The 16865-nt window shown below is 60.1% G+C and carries 15 protein-coding genes; 5 read left to right on the forward strand and 10 right to left on the reverse strand.

The window, feature by feature from the left end:
• Positions 1-77: 77 nt before the first annotated feature.
• The 6 genes from PY308_RS19590 to PY308_RS19615 form a co-directional block, all read right to left on the reverse strand.
• Positions 78-1082 (reverse strand): TRAP transporter substrate-binding protein, encoded by a 1005-nt coding sequence (locus tag PY308_RS19590; RefSeq protein ID WP_275785969.1) that lies wholly within the window; start codon positions 1080-1082, stop codon positions 78-80.
• 46 nt (positions 1083-1128) lie between these two features.
• Positions 1129-2406, reverse strand: a complete 1278-nt coding sequence (locus tag PY308_RS19595; protein ID WP_275785971.1) for a TRAP transporter large permease — start codon at positions 2404-2406, stop codon at positions 1129-1131.
• Positions 2403-2939, reverse strand: coding sequence for a TRAP transporter small permease (locus PY308_RS19600; RefSeq protein ID WP_275785974.1), 537 nt, complete (start codon positions 2937-2939; stop codon positions 2403-2405). The genes PY308_RS19595 and PY308_RS19600 overlap by 4 nt, the downstream gene beginning before the upstream one ends.
• Positions 2940-2942: 3 nt before the next feature.
• Entirely contained in the window at positions 2943-4112 is a 1170-nt protein-coding gene (locus tag PY308_RS19605; RefSeq protein ID WP_275785977.1) for a fumarylacetoacetate hydrolase family protein, read from the reverse strand.
• A gap of 173 nt (positions 4113-4285) precedes the next feature.
• The gene (locus PY308_RS19610) at positions 4286-5002 is read right to left on the reverse strand and encodes a FadR/GntR family transcriptional regulator (RefSeq protein ID WP_275785979.1); all 717 of its coding nucleotides are present in this window, start codon (positions 5000-5002) and stop codon (positions 4286-4288) included.
• A 53-nt stretch (positions 5003-5055) separates the two neighbouring features.
• Entirely contained in the window at positions 5056-6501 is a 1446-nt protein-coding gene (locus PY308_RS19615) for an FAD-binding oxidoreductase (protein ID WP_434064175.1), read from the reverse strand.
• 198 nt (positions 6502-6699) lie between these two features.
• On the opposite strand from PY308_RS19615, the gene denD reads away from it, so the two are divergent.
• The 3 genes from denD (at position 6700) to PY308_RS19630 (ending at position 10383) form a co-directional block, all read left to right on the forward strand.
• A complete protein-coding gene (gene denD, locus PY308_RS19620; protein ID WP_275785980.1) occupies positions 6700-7683 on the forward strand; it encodes a D-erythronate dehydrogenase in 984 nt (327 codons plus the stop codon).
• 62 nt (positions 7684-7745) lie between these two features.
• Positions 7746-8606, forward strand: a complete 861-nt coding sequence (locus PY308_RS19625) for an NAD(P)-dependent oxidoreductase (RefSeq protein ID WP_275791208.1) — start codon at positions 7746-7748, stop codon at positions 8604-8606.
• On the forward strand, positions 8599-10383 hold the full coding sequence (locus tag PY308_RS19630) for an IlvD/Edd family dehydratase (protein ID WP_275785982.1): 1785 nt from the start codon (positions 8599-8601) through the stop codon (positions 10381-10383). Before PY308_RS19625 ends, PY308_RS19630 begins: the two co-directional genes overlap by 8 nt.
• Before the next feature lie 72 nt (positions 10384-10455).
• On the opposite strand, the gene ligD is transcribed toward PY308_RS19630, so the two are convergent.
• Positions 10456-13116, reverse strand: coding sequence for a DNA ligase D (ligD, locus tag PY308_RS19635; RefSeq protein ID WP_275785984.1), 2661 nt, complete (start codon positions 13114-13116; stop codon positions 10456-10458).
• 54 nt (positions 13117-13170) lie between these two features.
• The gene (locus PY308_RS19640; protein ID WP_275785986.1) at positions 13171-13479 is read right to left on the reverse strand and encodes a hypothetical protein; all 309 of its coding nucleotides are present in this window, start codon (positions 13477-13479) and stop codon (positions 13171-13173) included.
• 203 nt (positions 13480-13682) lie between these two features.
• On the opposite strand from PY308_RS19640, the gene dinB reads away from it, so the two are divergent.
• Positions 13683-14723: a DNA polymerase IV gene (gene dinB / locus PY308_RS19645; protein ID WP_275791210.1), complete on the forward strand. Its 1041-nt coding sequence runs from the start codon at positions 13683-13685 to the stop codon at positions 14721-14723.
• 374 nt (positions 14724-15097) lie between these two features.
• On the opposite strand, the gene PY308_RS19650 is transcribed toward dinB, so the two are convergent.
• Positions 15098-15328 (reverse strand): hypothetical protein, encoded by a 231-nt coding sequence (locus PY308_RS19650; RefSeq protein ID WP_275785989.1) that lies wholly within the window; start codon positions 15326-15328, stop codon positions 15098-15100.
• 173 nt (positions 15329-15501) lie between these two features.
• Between PY308_RS19650 and PY308_RS19655 the strand changes: the two genes are divergently transcribed.
• Positions 15502-15666 (forward strand): hypothetical protein, encoded by a 165-nt coding sequence (locus PY308_RS19655; protein WP_275785992.1) that lies wholly within the window; start codon positions 15502-15504, stop codon positions 15664-15666.
• 5 nt (positions 15667-15671) lie between these two features.
• Here the strand turns inward: PY308_RS19655 and PY308_RS19660 are convergent, their stop codons facing one another.
• The gene (locus PY308_RS19660) at positions 15672-16754 is read right to left on the reverse strand and encodes an extracellular catalytic domain type 1 short-chain-length polyhydroxyalkanoate depolymerase (RefSeq protein WP_275785994.1); all 1083 of its coding nucleotides are present in this window, start codon (positions 16752-16754) and stop codon (positions 15672-15674) included.
• Between the last annotated feature and the right edge of the window lie 111 nt (positions 16755-16865).

Here is a 16865-nt window from a genome sequence, read left to right on the forward strand (position 1 = left end):
GGAAGGCCCATACGCGCAGTCATGAAAGAGGCCGGGCATTTCTACCCGGCCCCTGCTAGATCTGGGTCAATCAAAGTTTACTTACGGATCGCTGCAAGCTCGGCGATGATTGCATCGACCACCTCGGCGCCGATTTCGGCCTTGTGCTTTTCGTAGACCACCATCGACTTCTCGCGAATGCGGGCCTGCTCTTCGGCAGACAGAACATTCACTTCCAGACCGGCGGCCTTGATCTTTTCGAGCGACGTCTTATTGAGTTCCTGAATGACCTTGCGCTCCTCGTCACGGCCGACAACCGCGCATTCGCGCAGGGCCGTCTGTTCTTCCGGCGTATAGGTATCGAAGATCGCCTTCGAGAAGAGCAGCAGGAACGGCGTGTAGGCGTGGTTCGTCTCGGTGATGTACTTCTGCACTTCGAAGAACTTCGACGTGTCGATCGTCACATAGGGATTTTCCTGCGCGTCGATCGCATTGGTTTCCAGAGCCGAGAAGACTTCACCAAAGGCCATCGGCGTGGCGTTTGCACCCAGATTCTGGAACGTGTCGAGGAAGATGTTGTTCTGCATGACGCGAACCTTCATGCCCTCGAAGTCTTCCCACTTGGTGACCGGACGCACAGAGTTCGACAGGTTGCGGAAGCCGTTTTCCCAATAGGCGAGATTGACGAGGCCGGCCGCTTCCAGTTTCTCGTTCATCATGTCGCCGAACTTGCCGTCGAGGACCTGATAGGCCTCCTGTGGTGTGGCGAACAGGAACGGCAGGTCGAACACGCCAAGCGCCGGAATGATGCCAACGAGGGGCGAAGACGAGGTAACGACGCCTTCCTGCACGCCCGAGCGAAGAGCCTGGGTCGCCTGAAGGTCACCGCCGAGAGCGCCGCCCCAGAAGGCAGTAATTTTCAGCTTGCCTCCGGACTTTTCATCCAGGCATGTCTGCATGGCCTTGATGCCATTGCCAACCGGGTGATCGGCATTGATGCCGTTCGAAATGCGGATGTTGCGGTCGTTGAACTCGGCAAAAGCCGGAACGGCGGACGCGAGGCTGAACGCGATCGCGGTGGTGGCTAGAAGCAGTTTTCTCATAATATCCTCCCTGGATGGTTGAGTGAGACTGTGGGGTCGCCGGCCGTTAGCGCAGCCATTGAGCAGGCAAGATGACGGTGTCCGGAAACAACACCAGCATGAAAAGAACAAACACCTGTGCGGCGAGGAACGGCAACACGCCGATCGTAACCTTGCCAAGCGGGACGCGGCCCACGCCGCTGACGACGTTGAGAACAACGCCGACAGGTGGTGTCAGAAGACCGATGCAGCAGTTCATGATGAACATCACACCGAAATAGACAGGGTCAATGCCGGCTTGCTTGATAATCGGCATCAGGACCGGCGTCAGGATCAGGATGGTCGGCGTCAGGTCGAGCGCCGTGCCGACGACCAGCACCAACACCATGATGGCGAACATCAGCAGGATCGGGCGGTCGATCAGCGGCTCGATATAGCCTGTGATTTCAGCCGGAATATTGGCAGCGGTGATCAGCCAGGCCGATACGAGGGCTGCGCAGACCAGGAACATGACCACGGAAGTGGTTTTTGCTGCCTGAAGGATGACGCGCGGCAGATCCCGTAGGCTCAGTTCACGATAGATGGCCATGCCGACGAACATCGCATAGGCGGCGGCGACCACGGCGGCTTCCGTCGGCGTGACGACGCCTGCCTTGATGCCACCCAGAATAATCACCGGCATGCCAAGCGCCCAAAGTGCCCGAGCCGTAACCCGCATGCGCTCTTTCATTGCGGTCTTCGGCAGCGCCTGAACATTGTCCTTTCGAACGACGATCAGCCACGTCACGATCAAGGCCACGCCCATCAGAAGGCCGGGCACAATGCCGGCCATGAAGAGCTGCGTGATCGACACGTTGGCAGCGACACCGAAAACGATGAACGCCATCGACGGCGGGATGACGGGTGCGATAATGCCGCCGGCGGCAATAAGACCCGCCGAGCGCGGCACGTTATAGCCGGCCTTGGCCATCATCGGGATTAGAATGGCGGCAAGGGCTGCAGTGTCGGCGGCGGCCGATCCGGAAATGCTGGCCATGATGATCGCGGCCATGATGGCAACAATGCCGAGACCACCGCGAATATGGCCGACACAGGCAATGGCGAATTCGATGATGCGGCGCGACAGGCCACCGGCATTCATCAGTTCACCGGCGAGAATGAAGAACGGAATCGCCAGAAGCGTGAAGGTATCGGCGCCCGCGATCATGTTCTGCGCGATGATCTGCGTGTTGAACATGCCCATGAACCACATGAGCACGACGCCGCAGAACATCAGAGAGAAGGCGACCGGAACGCCGATAGCCATGGCGCCAACGAGAGAGACGATGAAGACGAGCAAGGTCATTGGCTGCGCTCCGCCATCTGCTCGACCGTCATGTTTTCGCCGGCAAAGGCTGCAATCTCCTCATCCGTTACCCGCCCCGTCAGCAACCTGATCAGCCGCTCGACGGCGATGAGAACGACGCCGGCACCGGTGAAGAGGCCGATTCCGTAGACCCAGATCATTGAAATCTTGGTCACCGGCGCGTCCATGCTTGCATTGATTGGATACTGTTTCCAGGTCCCCCAAAAGAAGATCGCCGAGACGCCGATGATGATGATGTTCGACAGGATCATGCAGAGGATTCGCCCTTTGCGGCCGAAAAGCGCGACCAACGTTTCCACCCCGACATGCGCATGTTCGCGAAACGCCACGACTGCGCCGATAAACGTCACCCAGACGAAAAAGTAGCGGGACAGCTCGTCCGAAATATTGAGGCCGGAATTGAAGCCGTAGCGCATGACCACATTGACGAAGACCATGATTGCCATGCCGGACAAAAGCAGGATGAGCAGGAGTTCGAGAAAACGGAAAAAGAGATCGGTCGCCTTTTGCATGACTTACGCCTTGTCCAAAAGACCGCGGCCGGCCAGATTACGGATAAGCGCACTGACGCCGAAGGTCCATTCGGGGCATGCGTCGCTGCGCTCTACCCAGTTAACTAGGCGACCGAGCTTGCTTGTCGAGATTTCAACGCGATCGCCGATTTCATGGGTAAATCCCTGGCCCGCCCCGCGCCGGTCCTTGACCGGAGCGAACATGGTGCCGAGAAAAAGAACGGCGCCGTCAGGATATTGATGATTTCTGTTTCTGAGTTGCGACGCCAGGTTTTCCGGTGACCGGCTGATAGCCTCCATCGGGCTTTCGCCGGTCATCTCAAAACCGTCTTCTCCATGAACCCGAAGCGCAACCCGAACGCGACGCAGGTCTTCCATTGTAAAGCTGTAGTCAAACAGCCGGATGAACGGGCCGATCGAGCAGGAGGCGTTGTTGTCCTTGGCCTTGCCGAGCAGCAGCGCCGAGCGTCCCTCGACATCGCGCAGGTTGACGTCATTGCCAAGGCTGGCGCCGACGATGGTGCCGTCGGACCGCAGCACAAGCACCACTTCGGGCTCCGGATTGTTCCATTGCGAAATCGGATGGATGCCGACAAGCGCACCGCAGCCGACGGAAGACATGGGCTGGGACTTAGTGAAGATTTCCGCGTCCGGACCGATGCCAACTTCGAGATATTGCGACCAGAGGCCCATGTCCTGAAGCAGCGTCTTGACCTTTGCCGCCTGCTCCGAACCGGCAACCAGCCCACGAAGGCTATCTCCGAGAACGGGCGCAAGCTTGCCGCGGATCGCCTGGGCGCGAAGCGGATCTCCCTTGGCCTGCTCCTCGATGACACGTTCCAGCATGCTGTCGGCAAAGGTTACGCCAGCGGCTTTTATGGCCTGCAGGTCGATCGGAGCGAGAACCGTGCCGTTTTCACCGGACAGAAAGCTATCGAGGGAGCCAAGATCGTGCAGGCCCGACGCGTCCCGCAACACGGTGACGAGATTTTCCGCTTCGAGAAGAGCCGACATGGTGGCAGCAATCGCCGTCAAGTCCAGAACGCGGCCGCCGGAAAGCATCACCGGGCATGGACCAGCGCTGGCCTTCGCCCAGACCCGCCCCACCAGAAGAGCATCGGCAGCGTCATCCGGCAAAATGGATTCTGCATGCAGTACATGTTCGGATTTCAACGCCGTCCTCCTCCTTCGAAACAGCCTGCCCTCCAGCACCGCTGCCCTATTGTCAGGATGTCTGACAACACCCGAAACTTTCTAGAGTGACTTGTTTCGCCTGTCCAGAGCCGAAGCCCAACACCTGCGAAAAACATGCATAAGACAATCCAGGAGCCATCGACCCGACACTGTCAGTTTATCTCGAGCGTCAGGCCCAACCGCCCTGCAGCGCCGATTATGTGGTGACGCATCGCGGCGCGGGCCTGCGATGGGTCTCGCGTCACCACGGCATCCCGGATGGCGACGTGCTCGGCGATTGTGGTCTCGACGATTTCCTCCAGGATGGCCGCGGCGCGGGCCGCATTGATGGCCAGGCTGATGCGCTCCGCGATGAAGCCGATGAAAAGCGGAAAATACTCGTTGTGGGTGGCCGTAGCCAAAGCCCGATGAAAGGCCAGATCGGCGACGATGCCCTGATCCGTCCATTTCTCGGCCCCGGTCATCCGGGCAAGCGAGTCATCCAGTTTCCGCAGGTCGGCGTCATCGTGATGCAAAGCGGCAAGCCCTGCGGCCTCGATCTCCAGCGGCATGCGCAATTGGAAGAGACTGCGAAAGCTGACGCGATCGCGCAGTGCCGTCTGCGCGATCCGAATGGATCCCCGCCCCTCCGCCTCGGTGACAAAGGCGCCGACACCCTGGCGCGTTTCCACCAGCCCCTCGTTTCGCAACTGTGCAATCGCCTCACGCACGACGGAGCGACTGACACCGAAGGTTTTGGCGAGCAGATGCTCGGTCGGCAGCTTGTCACCGGGCGCAATTCGTCCGTCGGCAATTTCCTTGCCGATGCGCCCGGCGATGCGCGCCGGGAGATGCTCGATCCGTCTGATCTGGCTGAAGTCTGCTGTCATGCACGTGTCCGCCCCCTGATGATGCCAACTGTTCTACGACAAGACGGGCTATTCTACGATGGGCCGGGGAAACTCAACTGGCAGCCAGGGTTCATCACCATGGCGGGATCGATGGCCTGCTTCAGGGCCGTGAGCAATGCCCGTCGCGCCGGATCAAGCCGCTCTTCGAAATCGGCGCGTTTCAGCCGGCCGATGCCATGCTCGGCGCTGATGCTGCCATTGTAGCTATCGACAACCCGGTTCACCACGGTCTTGGCCCTGTAGATCCTGGAAGCGGACTCATTTGGCGAACTTCCAGTTGGCGGCAGTACGTTGAGATGCACATTGCCGTCGCCGACATGGCCATAGGACACACTGATACAGTCAGGAAGCGCGTCGGTCACGGCCTGCTCGGCATCATGCACAAAATCGGCAAGGCGGGAGAGCGGGACCGAGATATCGGTGCGCATATGGGCTCCCCGCCTGGCCTGCCCCTCGTTCATGCCTTCACGGAAGAGCCAGAGATTGCGTGCCTGAGCCTGCGAGGCGGCGATGACGCCATCGACCACAAGGCCTTCCTCCATGACGCCGCCGAGGAACCGCTCCATCAGGTCGGCGATGTCGACCAGGCCGGAGCCGGAAATTTCCATGAGCACATATGCAGGGTAGTCGCCGGCAATGGGCATAGGCAGATCGGGGATCGCCTCGCGGGCCAGCACAAAGGCCAGCGGCGGCATGAATTCGAAGGCAGACATCAGGTCGCAGCAATCGCGCCGGGCGCGGCGGTAGAGCGTAATGGCATCGTCCAGGGACTTCAGCCCCAGCAAGGCGGTTGCCACCTGGTCGGGCAAAGGTGCCAGCTTGAGCGACACGGCAGTGATGATGCCAAGCGTGCCTTCTGCGCCGATGAAAAGCTGCTTCAGGTCGATGCCGCGATTGTCCTTGCGCAGGGTCGACAGGCCGTTGAAAATCGTGCCGTCGGGCAGCACCACCTCCAGACCGAGAACCAACTCGCGCGTCATGCCATAACGCAACACGTTGATACCCCCGGCATTGGTCGAGACATTGCCGCCGATACGGCAGGAGCCTTGGGCGCCCAGCGCCAGCGGGAAATACATGTCCTTCTCGGCGATCCGGTCTTTCAGTTCGGACAGGATGCAGCCGGCCTCGACAACAGCCGAAAAGTCGTGAACGTCGATATTGCGGATCGCCGTCATGCGCTCAAGGCTGAGAACGACTTGGCTTGCCGGCATATCGGGAATGCCGCCCAGCACCAGACCGGTATTTCCGCCTTGCGGGACGATCGAGAGCCCAAGGTCGCGGCAGGCGCGCACGGCAGCGGCGACATCGCCGGTCGAGCGCGGACGCAACACGGCAACGGCACTGCTCGTGACGTCACCGTGCCAATCCCGGCAGAAACGCCGCATCTCATCCGGGTCCGTCAGCACCATGTCGTGCGTCAAAGCGGTGCGCAGGGAAGCGTGTAGGGCCCCAGAAGCGTCTGTGGCGTTCGCCATCATTGTCTTGCCTTCCTCCCGGATCACCCTTTCGACTGCCTGCCCCTGATGAAGGCCAGCAGATTTTCGCGGGCGTTCCGATATTCTGTTTTCAAGCGAAGCATATAGGGTTATCAGACAACCTTACAAGAAATTTTCGACTGCCTTTTTCCGAAGCTCCTGCAAGGTTGAGGTGGTGGAATTCAGGGGAGGAGAGACACGATGCATATACTGATCATTGGCGCGGCCGGCATGGTTGGACGCAAACTCGCTGCCAAACTGGTTTCGGAGGGCCAGCTTGACGGCGAGCCGATCACAGAAATGACTTTGGTGGACGTGGTAAGGCCTGAAGCTCCCGGAAGCTTTGCCGGCAAGGTGAGCGCAACAGAGGCGGATCTGTCGGCCCCTGGCGAAGCCGAATCACTCGTTGCGGCCCGGCCCGACGTGATCTTCCATCTGGCAGCAATCGTCTCCGGTGAGGCCGAACTGGATTTCGAAACGGGCTACAGGATCAATCTCGACGGAACACGCTACCTCTTCGACGCCATTCGACTGGCCAACGGCGTGGACGGCTACAAGCCGCGCGTCGTTTTCACCTCGTCGATCGCCGTTGTCGGCGCGCCGCTGCCCTATCCGATACCGGACGAGTACCACACGACGCCGCTGACCAGCTACGGCACCCAGAAGGCGATCTGCGAACTGCTCTTGTCCGACTACAGCCGCCGCGGCTTTTTCGACGGCATCGCCATCCGCCTCCCGACGATCTGCATTCGTCCAGGCAAGCCGAACAAGGCGGCGTCCGGCTTCTTCTCCAATATCCTGCGTGAGCCGCTGGTCGGAAAAGAAGCGATCCTTCCCGTATCCGACGACGTTCGCCATTGGCATACCTCGCCACGCTCTGCGGTCGGCTTCCTCATCCATGGGGCAACCATCGACTTGGAAACGGTCGGGCCGCGCCGCGCACTTTCCATGCCGGGCCTCAGCGCCACGGTCGGGGAGCAGATTGAAGCTCTGCGCCGGGTGGCCGGTGACAAGGCCGTCGCGCTGATCCGCCGCGAGCCGGATGAGATGATCATCAAGATGGTCGCCGGCTGGGCTCCGGGCTTTGAAGCGACGCGCGCGAAAGCGCTTGGCTTTACCGCAGAAACCTCCTTTGATGAGATCATCCGCGTGCATATCGAGGATGAGCTGGGAGGCAAACTGTGAGCGAAAAAACAGGTCCGAAGCAAAGCCGGCAGCGCCGGATCGCCTTTCTCGGAACGGGGCTGATGGGTGCGCCGATGGCGCGCCGGCTGCTGGCCGCCGGTCATCCGGTCACGGTCTGGAACCGCGATTTTTCCAAGGCGCAGGCTTTGGTTTCTGACGGTGCGGCGATCGCCGAGACGGCTGCTGCAGCCGCCACGGGATGTGACATCGTCTTCACAATGCTAAGCGACGGAAAGGCCGTCGATGCGGTATTGTTTAGCGGCGGTGTGGCCGACGTTTTGGCCAAGGGCGCCATCGTGATCGACAGCAGCTCGATCTCACCGTTGATTGCCAGAGACCATTCGGCGCGCCTGAAGGCGCTTGGCATCAAACATGTCGATGCGCCGGTATCAGGCGGCGTGGTCGGCGCCGGGGCGGGAACACTGGCCATCATGGCTGGTGGCGACGCGGATGTGATCGATGAACTCTCAGATGTGTTTGCAGTCCTTGGCCGGGTCACGCATGTCGGGCCTTCGGGTGCCGGGCAGATCTGCAAACTCGCCAACCAGCAGATCGTCGCCATCACCATCGGCGCCGTGGCGGAAGCGATGATGCTGGTCGAAGCCGGCGGGGCGTCCCGCGAGAAGTTCAGGGAAGCGATCCGCGGCGGTTTTGCCGAGAGCCGGATTCTGGAGCTGCATGGCGCGCGCATGGTAAAGCGCGATTTCACGCCCGGCGGACCGTCGAAGCTGCAACTCAAGGATCTCGACGCGGTCAAGGAGATGGCCGGTCTGTTTTCGTTGGACCTGCCCTTGACCGAGCAGGTGCGCCGCGAGTTTTTCGATTTCGTGGCGGGTGGCGGCGGTGATACGGACCACAGCGGCCTGCTGTTGCATCTGGAAGCAATGAATGCCGCCAAGGGCGGGGAGGGAAATAATGGCTGAGGACAACAAGGGCGGGCGTCGTCTGCGCTCGCAGGACTGGTTCGACAATCCCGATCATCTCGACATGACGGCACTCTATCTCGAACGCTTCATGAATTACGGTACGACGCCGGAGGAGCTTCGCTCCGGCAAGCCGATCATCGGCATTGCCCAGTCGGGCAGCGACATCAATCCCTGCAACCGCCATCATCTCGACCTTGCCAAGCGGGTCCGCGACGGCATCCGTGACGCTGGCGGCATCCCGATCGAGTTTCCGACACATCCGCTGTTCGAGAACTGCAAGCGGCCAACTGCGGCGCTCGATCGAAACCTGGCCTATCTCGGCCTGGTCGAAATTCTCTACGGCTACCCGCTCGACGGCGTCGTACTCACCACCGGCTGCGACAAGACCACGCCTTCGGCGCTTATGGCGGCCTCGACCGTCGATATTCCGGCGATCGTTTTCTCCGGCGGGCCGATGCTCGACGGCTGGCACGATGGCGATCTGGTCGGCTCCGGCACGGTGATCTGGCGGGCGCGTCGCAAATATGCGGCAGGCGAGATCACACGGGAAGAATTCCTCCAGTCAGCGCTCGATTCCGCCCCGTCGATCGGCCATTGCAACACAATGGGTACTGCCTCGACGATGAATGCCATGGCCGAGGCGCTCGGCATGTCGTTGACCGGTTGCGCCGCCATTCCGGCCGCCTATCGCGAACGCGGCCAGATGGCTTATCGTACCGGACGCCGTGCGGTGGAACTGGTGCAACAAAACATCAAGCCGTCGGATATCCTGACACGCGCGGCGTTCCTCAACGCCATCCGGGTCAATTCAGCGATCGGCGGCTCGACCAATGCCCAGCCGCATCTGGCCGCCATGGCCAGGCATGCCGGCGTCGATCTCTATCCCGACGACTGGCAGATCCATGGCTTCGACATTCCACTGCTGGCCAATGTGCAGCCGGCCGGCGCCTATCTCGGCGAACGCTTCCACCGGGCCGGTGGCGTCCCCGCCATCATGTGGGAATTGCTCAAGGTCGGCAAACTGGAGGGCGGCTGTCCGACGGTTACCGGCAAGACCATGGCCGAAAACCTGCAGGGCCGGGAATCCACCGATCGGGAGGTCATCCTGCCTTACGACGCTCCGCTGAAGGAGCGCGCCGGTTTTCTGGTGCTGAAGGGCAATCTGTTCGATTTCGCCATCATGAAGATGAGCGTGATTTCGCCCGGTTTCCGCGAACGTTATCTGAGCGAACCGGGCAAGGAAGGCGTGTTCGAAGGCAAGGCGGTGGTCTTCGACGGCTCCGAGGATTACCACAAGCGTATCAACGATCCGGACCTCAACATAGACGAGCGCACGATCCTCGTCATCCGCGGCGCCGGTCCGCTCGGCTGGCCGGGATCGGCCGAAGTGGTCAACATGCAGCCGCCGGACCACCTGATCAAAAAGGGCATCCTCAGCCTTCCGACAATCGGCGACGGTCGCCAATCCGGCACCGCCGACAGCCCATCGATCCTCAACGCCTCGCCGGAAAGTGCGGCCGGCGGCGGCCTCGCCTATGTGCGCACAGGCGACGTCATCCGCATCGATTTCAACCATGGTCGCTGCGATATGCTGGTGACGCCGGAAGAAATTGAGCTGCGCAAGACGGCCGGCATTCCGGCTGTTCCGGCCGATGCCACGCCTTGGCAGATGCTGTACCGGCGCACGGTCACGCAGCTTTCCGACGGCGCCGTCATCGAGGGTGCACCAGAGTTCCGCAAACTGGCAGAGAGGCTGCCGCGACACAATCACTGAGACGTGAGACGCATGCCGCCGGATGGATTTTGTTCGGCGGCTGATGACATTTGCAAAAGACTGGCCCTCAGATCAAGCGGCAGCCTTCTTCGCCTTGCTCAATCTTTTGAGCGCCTGATCGAGCGGTCTTTGTCCATCGCAATAATCCTGCCAAGCCGTGGCTTTTTTCAGCAAGTCCGGTACGGTCCGGATGGTGAAGCGCGTTGGATCGAGGCCCGCCTTGACCTGGGTCCAGTTGAGCGGCATCGAGACCGTTGCGCCCGGCCTCGCCCGTGGCGACAAGGGCGCCACGGCCGTCGCCATCCGATCATTGCGCAAATAGTCGAGAAAGATCCGGCCCTCGCGCTGGTTCTTGGCCATCTTGATCAGGTAGAGATCCGGGTTATCGCGCGCCATTCCCTGGCAGACATCATGGGCAAAGCCCTTGGCCTCATCCCAACCGAGCTTCTTGCCCTTGGCAACGGCAAGCGGGGTGACGACATGCAGGCCCTTGCCGCCCGTCGTCTTGCAGAAGCTGACAAGCCCGAGATCTTCGAGCCGGTCCCGAATTTCCCGGGCGGCGTCGACGACAGACGTGAATTCGACGTCAGGGCCGGGGTCAAGGTCGAAGACCAGACGGCCCGGCACGTCCGGCTGCCCCGGCTCGCAGTTCCAGGGATGCAGTTCGATCCCGCCGATCTGGGCTATGGCGGCAAGTCCTTCCACACGATCGATCTGCAGATAGGGTTTTTTGTCGCCAGACACGGTTACGAGTTCCAGCAGGTTGGATGTCCCCGGCCCGGCATGGCGCTGAAAGAACTGCTCGCCACCGATCCCGTCGGGCGCGCGGATGATCGAACAGGGGCGACCCTTGATATGATCGATAAGCCAAGGGCCGACAGCTTCATGATACCGGGCGAGATCGACTTTGGTGACCGGTTTGCCGTCACCGGCATCCGGCCAAAGCGCCTTTTGCGGACTTGAGATCATCACCCCCATGATCTCTTCTTTTCCGCCCCTGCGCGCCTTCTTGGCCGGGGGGTTGGCGGCTTCAGGATCAGGAAGGGACGTTTTCGAGGGCGCCGCGGGCTTATCAGCTTGAACCTCTTCAGCCGGCTTGTCTTCCCGCAGGCCCTTGAACGCAGCCTGACGAACCTGACCATCGCCTGTCCATCCGGCAAATTCGATCTCGGCAACAAGCTCGGGCTTGAGCCAAACAATATCAGCGGTTTTCTCGGGCGCACCGATCCCGGTGAAGGGCGATGTCTCCGTCTCCATTTCCTTCAGCCTCGGCAGCAGGGTTGCGACGGTTTTGGCGCCGTAACCTGTGCCGACTCGTCCGACATAGACGAAGTGATCGCCACGATTGACCCCAACGAGCAGAGAGCGAAATTTGCCACCGGTCTTTGCATACGCGCCGATCACCACCTCATGGCCGGCGCGGCATTTCGATTTTGCCCAAGTATCTGTCCGCCCCGATCGATACGGTGCCGCCGCCTGTTTCGAGACGATGCCTTCGAGTGACAGGCGGCAGGCCGACTTGAGGACCGCATCGCCGCCGGTTTCGAAATGTTCGACGAAACGCAGGCGCGGATCCTCTCCGGCATCCGACAGCAAGGCCGCAAGCCGCTTCTTGCGCTCTGTCAGGGGCAACTCGCGCAGGTCCTCACCTCCAAGGAAGAGCAGGTCGAACGCGAAATACACGAGCGCATCGGTCTTGCCTTCGGACATTGCCGCCTGAAGGGCGGCAAAATCCGGCGCACCGCTTTCGTCCAGCGCACAAATCTCGCCATCGATAATGCAGTCGGGAAGGGCTGATGCCGATTTTGCGATTGCTGAATATTTGGCAGTCCAGTCGAGACCTTTGCGCGTCTTCAACGTCGCCTTGCCGCCCTGCGTCAGCATCTGGATGCGATAGCCATCCAATTTGATCTCGTGAATCCAGCCGCCGGCCGATGGCGGACGCGACAGGCTCTCGCAGAGTTGTGGCGCGATAAACCCGGGCATGGTATGTGTTACTTCGGAAGGAGATGGCTTTCCCGCGGCCTTCGCACCCGCTTTTGCCCCTCTCTTTCGTTCGTTAGCGGCGAGCCCCTGACTGCTGTCCCAAACGGCATCGGATTCGACCGCCCCGACGTCCGTCATGAACGGTTTCGGCTTTTTTCCCTTGCCCGAAGCGATAGCCTCCATTGTCCGTCCGGATGCTATCGATGTGTTATTCTCCTCAAGAACCGCCGAACCATTCTCATCGATGGCAGCGTCATCGCGATGTTTGATGAGAAGCCAGTTGGTCCGTTTTCCACCATCCCGGTCATGACGCATCCGCACGAGAACAAAGCTTCCATGCAGCCGTTTTCCCTTGAGCGTAAAGTTGAAATCGCCTTCGGCCAGAGCCTCCTCCGGCGATTGATTGCCCTGCGCCTCCCAATAGCCACGATCCCAAAGCATCACCGAGCCACCGCCATACTGGCCTTTCGGTATAGTGCCTTCGAAGTCGCCGTATTCCAGCGGGTGGTCTTCCACCTCGACGGCAAGGCGCTTGTCCTGTGGATTAAGGGACGGTCCCTTGGTCACGGCCCATGACTTGAAGACGCCGTCCAGCTCTAGCCGAAGATCATAATGCAGGCGTGTCGCATCATGCTTTTGTATCACGAAGCGCCTGCGGTTCGATGGCTCGACCGATGCTTCACCGCTCGGTTCGCCTGTCTTCTGGAAATCGCGCTTGGCGCGGTATTTCGAAAGAGTGTCGGCCATGAATTTCCGGTCCTCCATGGAAAGCCGAGCCGGTTTCAGCCAGCTCAATGCTGCCTATCGCCCCGAGACGCGGATGGCCCCCGCCTCGCCGAAGCTACGCTGGACGGCAGCGATCTGACTTGCGGCAATGTCCGCAGACACTTCGATTTCCCCGCCAAAGGGTGCATCCTGGCGTGCGCCGTCTTCATGAGAAGCATCGCCTCCCGATGGGGCCGAGCCAACGGTATTTTGTGCCGTCGTGGATTGAATAAAGATGTCCGGCCTCGAGATACCATGCTGCTGAACGAGATGTTCGACCGCAAGGTCTGCTGCTGCGCGCGTATTGAAAGTTGCCCTGATTGTCGTCGTGCTGTCGTCAGCCATCAGTCCGTCTCCTGTTGCACATGTCACGACATACCAACGCGCTGGAGGCAAGCTGGTTTCCAGGGGCTATGCAGTTAACAGCTATGTCTGTTGGATCTTGATCCGAAGGATGGTATGTTCTCTCTTTGTTCAAAAACAGAAGATGGCTCGCCGCCTTGGATGCTCTGACTGCACTGCCCATTCGTAAAATCATTCATGTCGATATGGATGCCTTTTATGCATCCGTGGAACAGCGCGATAACCCGGCGCTGTGTGGCCTGCCGCTCGCCGTTGGCGGCTCCGCGGCGCGTGGCGTAGTGGCTGCCGCCAGTTACGAGGCAAGAGCCTTTGGCGTGCATTCGGCCATGCCATCGGTCACCGCCAAGCGCAAATGTCCGGACTTGATTTTCGTTGCCCCGCGTTTCGATGTCTATCGACAGGTCTCACAGCAGATACGGGAAATTTTTGCAGACTATACGGCAATGATCGAGCCGCTTTCCTTGGATGAGGCCTATCTCGATGTGACTGAAAATCTGAAGGGCATGGAAATCGCGACTGAGATCGCAGCGGAAATTCGCTCCCGGATCAAGCAGGTCACCAACCTGAATGCGTCCGCGGGCATTTCCTACAACAAGTTCCTCGCCAAAATGGCCAGCGACCTGAACAAGCCGAACGGCCAGGCCGTCATCACACCGAAGAACGGCCCGGGTTTTGTCGAGACGCTTCTGGTCAAAAAATTCCATGGTGTCGGGCCGGCCACGGCAGAGCGGATGAAACGGCATGGAATCGAGACCGGGCTCGATCTCAGGTCAAAATCTCTCGGCTTCCTTCAGCAGCAATTCGGGAAAGCCGGGCCATATTTCTACGGCATCGCCCGCGGCATCGATGAACGACAGGTCAGACCTGATCGCATGCGCAAATCGATCGGCGCCGAGGACACGTTCGTCGAAGATATCGAGGCGCTCGATCTGGCGAAAGCCGAGTTGCGGCCTTTGGCTGAAAAGGTCTGGCGCGCCTGCAAGACGCACGGCATCAGGGGAAAGACCGTCACCGTCAAAATCAAATATTCGGACTTCAGCCAGGCGACGCGGAGCCGGACCGTGCCTGGAGCCATTTCGGATACTGACATGATCCTGGACGTTGCGGAGACCCTGCTCGCCTCAGTGTTCCCATTCAAACGTCCGGTGCGGCTTCTGGGCGTCACACTTTCGTCGCTCGACGCCTCAGGCAGCGGGACAGAGCCGCAACTCGATCTCGATCTTTGATCGTGACCGGCCACAAACGAAAAAGCCTGCCGCGGGAGGAGGTGCGGCAGGCTTTCCGAAAAGAACCGAACAGTAGCTGGGAGGAGGAGAGCCACTGTTCCGACAGACGCCCCATGGGAGGAGGATTGGGCCGCCTGAATTCGAAGCTCTGCGGGAGGAGGTGCATCGCTTCGATACAAACATCATACCCCATCTGCCCGCACATGAAAGAGACATTGCTGCAGTGCAGCTATGCAGAGAACGCATAACTGGAACGCCCCTTCCTTCCCTTTACAAGGTGGGTTGATCGCCCGACTGTATCTGGCAGGTTCTGCGGATAAACAACCTTCAAGCATACCGGCTATAAGGGAATTCCAGGCTATACGGGCTTTGGATCAGGCTGCAATGTCGGCGATCTCGCCGAACTGGATCAGGATACGAGGTGAGGTCATGTCGCCGCTCTCTTCGTCCACCTGGACGGAGTAGGCCGCGACGCCGACATGGCGTGGAGCCATCGCCGTTGCAATTTTTTCGGCACTGACCGCATTCGACGCCTGACGCATTTCACCGGGTGCCAGGCCGCCGCGGACCCGCTTGAACGGCAGGATGATGAATTTTTCGGCCATGATGCGTTCCTCGATATACCGTTCTCTTAATGTTCTCTAATTGGACACAGGTCAAGCATTATCGGAACGGGACGGTCCGCTTCGGGAAGCAGTGCTGGCGACATTCCCTGCAGGTCTGGAAAAAGCGCCCGTTCGTCTCCATCTACAAACCGCGACATGTTGCGGAGAAAAACATGGAAACCGGCACCCAACATCTTGACGAACAGAAGATCGAGATTATCCCTCCGGCGCCCAAACCGCGCCAGGAAGTCAAGACCCTGCGCTGCGACTGTTGTCGGGAGCGCTTTGTATCGGATGACGAGGATTACGGGATCTGTCGACATTGCCTGGAATGTTGATTGCTTCAGCGAAGAAGTCCTGCCGTCCGCAGCGCCTTTTCAATAACCGATTGTATCGGGTTTACGGTTTCCGCATCGGGCATTGACTGCCCGGAAACATCTGCTGCCGGCTGCGGTGCAGCGCTTGGCCGGCGGTCGAAGGATGCGACAAGACCCCATGAGCGCGCGATATGCAGCGTCGAGGATATGCCGACATCGAGCATGAAAGGCCCGCTCTTGCCGTAGCCCGACGCGACGTCGAGAGGCGTTCCATGGGCAAGGCCAGAGATCTGATAGAGCTCGATGACATCCTCGCCCGCGCTGCTGCGCCAAACGGTCCGCGAATGCCCGTCGATCTTGTCTGACATAGTGGGCCGGCTGCCTGCACCGTGCACGCCGCGCCATTGCTCCACGATTGCAACTGCAGCCGCCGGAACGACTGTCGTATCGCTTGTGCCATGCCAAATCGAGATGCGCGGCCAGGGTCCTGTGTGTGGTGCCCCGCTTTCCAGCTTGCTCTGCAAAACCGCCGGCGTCGGGATACCGTGGCCGCGCATCCGGTCGAAGGCTTCCGGCACCGTCGATGCGGTCGCGTAGGGAAGCCCGGCTATGATGGCCCCGCCGGCGAAAACCTCGGGATAAGTCGCCAGCATGGCATTGGCCATGGCGCCGCCAGCCGACAGGCCTGTGATGAAGATGCGCCGTTCGTCGATTCCATGCGCCGCCGTTACCGACGCGATCATCTGCCGGATCGACAGAACCTCGCCGTCGTCGCGACGAATGTCCTGCGGATTGAACCAGTTGAAGCAGAGATTGCTGTTGTTGGCATGAACCTGCTCAGGGAAAAGAACGATAAAACCATAATCATCCGCGAGCTTCGACCATCCGGATCCAAGATCGTAGCCAGACGCCGTCTGCGTGCAGCCGTGAAGCACGACGACGAGCGGCGGCGAGGCGGCCAGTTGCTTGGGCACATGATACCAGGCGGATAACGCCCCTGGATTGCTGCCAAACCCCTGAAGTCGCTGCAGACGGGACGCCGTCGCAGGACCACCGGTCTGGCCGCGAAGCCGTGCAAGACGTTCAATCGTATCGGCCATGGATCTCATCTATTGCCTCCAGCGTGGACGCCTTAGCGGCGCGCGCCTGTTAACACACGAACGGCACTATGGTTGCCGCACTGCACAAACTAATCCACTTACCTTTTAAAGCAATCATCG

It is taken from the genome of Pararhizobium gei (genome assembly GCF_029223885.1).
Classification (GTDB): Bacteria; Pseudomonadota; Alphaproteobacteria; order Rhizobiales; family Rhizobiaceae; genus Pararhizobium; species Pararhizobium gei.

What these genes read in the sequence shown, in the direction of transcription:
- PY308_RS19590 (WP_275785969.1), bottom strand. Translation starts at nt 1,082, where the DNA reads ATGAGAAAACTGCTTCTAGCCACCACCGCGATCGCGTTCAGCCTCGCG.
- PY308_RS19595 (WP_275785971.1), bottom strand. Translation starts at nt 2,406, where the DNA reads ATGACCTTGCTCGTCTTCATCGTCTCTCTCGTTGGCGCCATGGCTATC.
- PY308_RS19600 (WP_275785974.1), bottom strand. Translation starts at nt 2,939, where the DNA reads ATGCAAAAGGCGACCGATCTCTTTTTCCGTTTTCTCGAACTCCTGCTC.
- PY308_RS19610 (WP_275785979.1), bottom strand. Translation starts at nt 5,002, where the DNA reads ATGACAGCAGACTTCAGCCAGATCAGACGGATCGAGCATCTCCCGGCG.
- PY308_RS19615 (WP_434064175.1), bottom strand. Translation starts at nt 6,501, where the DNA reads ATGATGGCGAACGCCACAGACGCTTCTGGGGCCCTACACGCTTCCCTG.
- denD (WP_275785980.1), top strand. Translation starts at nt 6,700, where the DNA reads ATGCATATACTGATCATTGGCGCGGCCGGCATGGTTGGACGCAAACTC.
- PY308_RS19625 (WP_275791208.1), top strand. Translation starts at nt 7,746, where the DNA reads ATGGGTGCGCCGATGGCGCGCCGGCTGCTGGCCGCCGGTCATCCGGTC.
- PY308_RS19630 (WP_275785982.1), top strand. Translation starts at nt 8,599, where the DNA reads ATGGCTGAGGACAACAAGGGCGGGCGTCGTCTGCGCTCGCAGGACTGG.
- ligD (WP_275785984.1), bottom strand. Translation starts at nt 13,116, where the DNA reads ATGGCCGACACTCTTTCGAAATACCGCGCCAAGCGCGATTTCCAGAAG.
- PY308_RS19640 (WP_275785986.1), bottom strand. Translation starts at nt 13,479, where the DNA reads ATGGCTGACGACAGCACGACGACAATCAGGGCAACTTTCAATACGCGC.
- dinB (WP_275791210.1), top strand. Translation starts at nt 13,683, where the DNA reads ATGGATGCCTTTTATGCATCCGTGGAACAGCGCGATAACCCGGCGCTG.
- PY308_RS19650 (WP_275785989.1), bottom strand. Translation starts at nt 15,328, where the DNA reads ATGGCCGAAAAATTCATCATCCTGCCGTTCAAGCGGGTCCGCGGCGGC.
- PY308_RS19655 (WP_275785992.1), top strand. Translation starts at nt 15,502, where the DNA reads ATGGAAACCGGCACCCAACATCTTGACGAACAGAAGATCGAGATTATC.
- PY308_RS19660 (WP_275785994.1), bottom strand. Translation starts at nt 16,754, where the DNA reads ATGAGATCCATGGCCGATACGATTGAACGTCTTGCACGGCTTCGCGGC.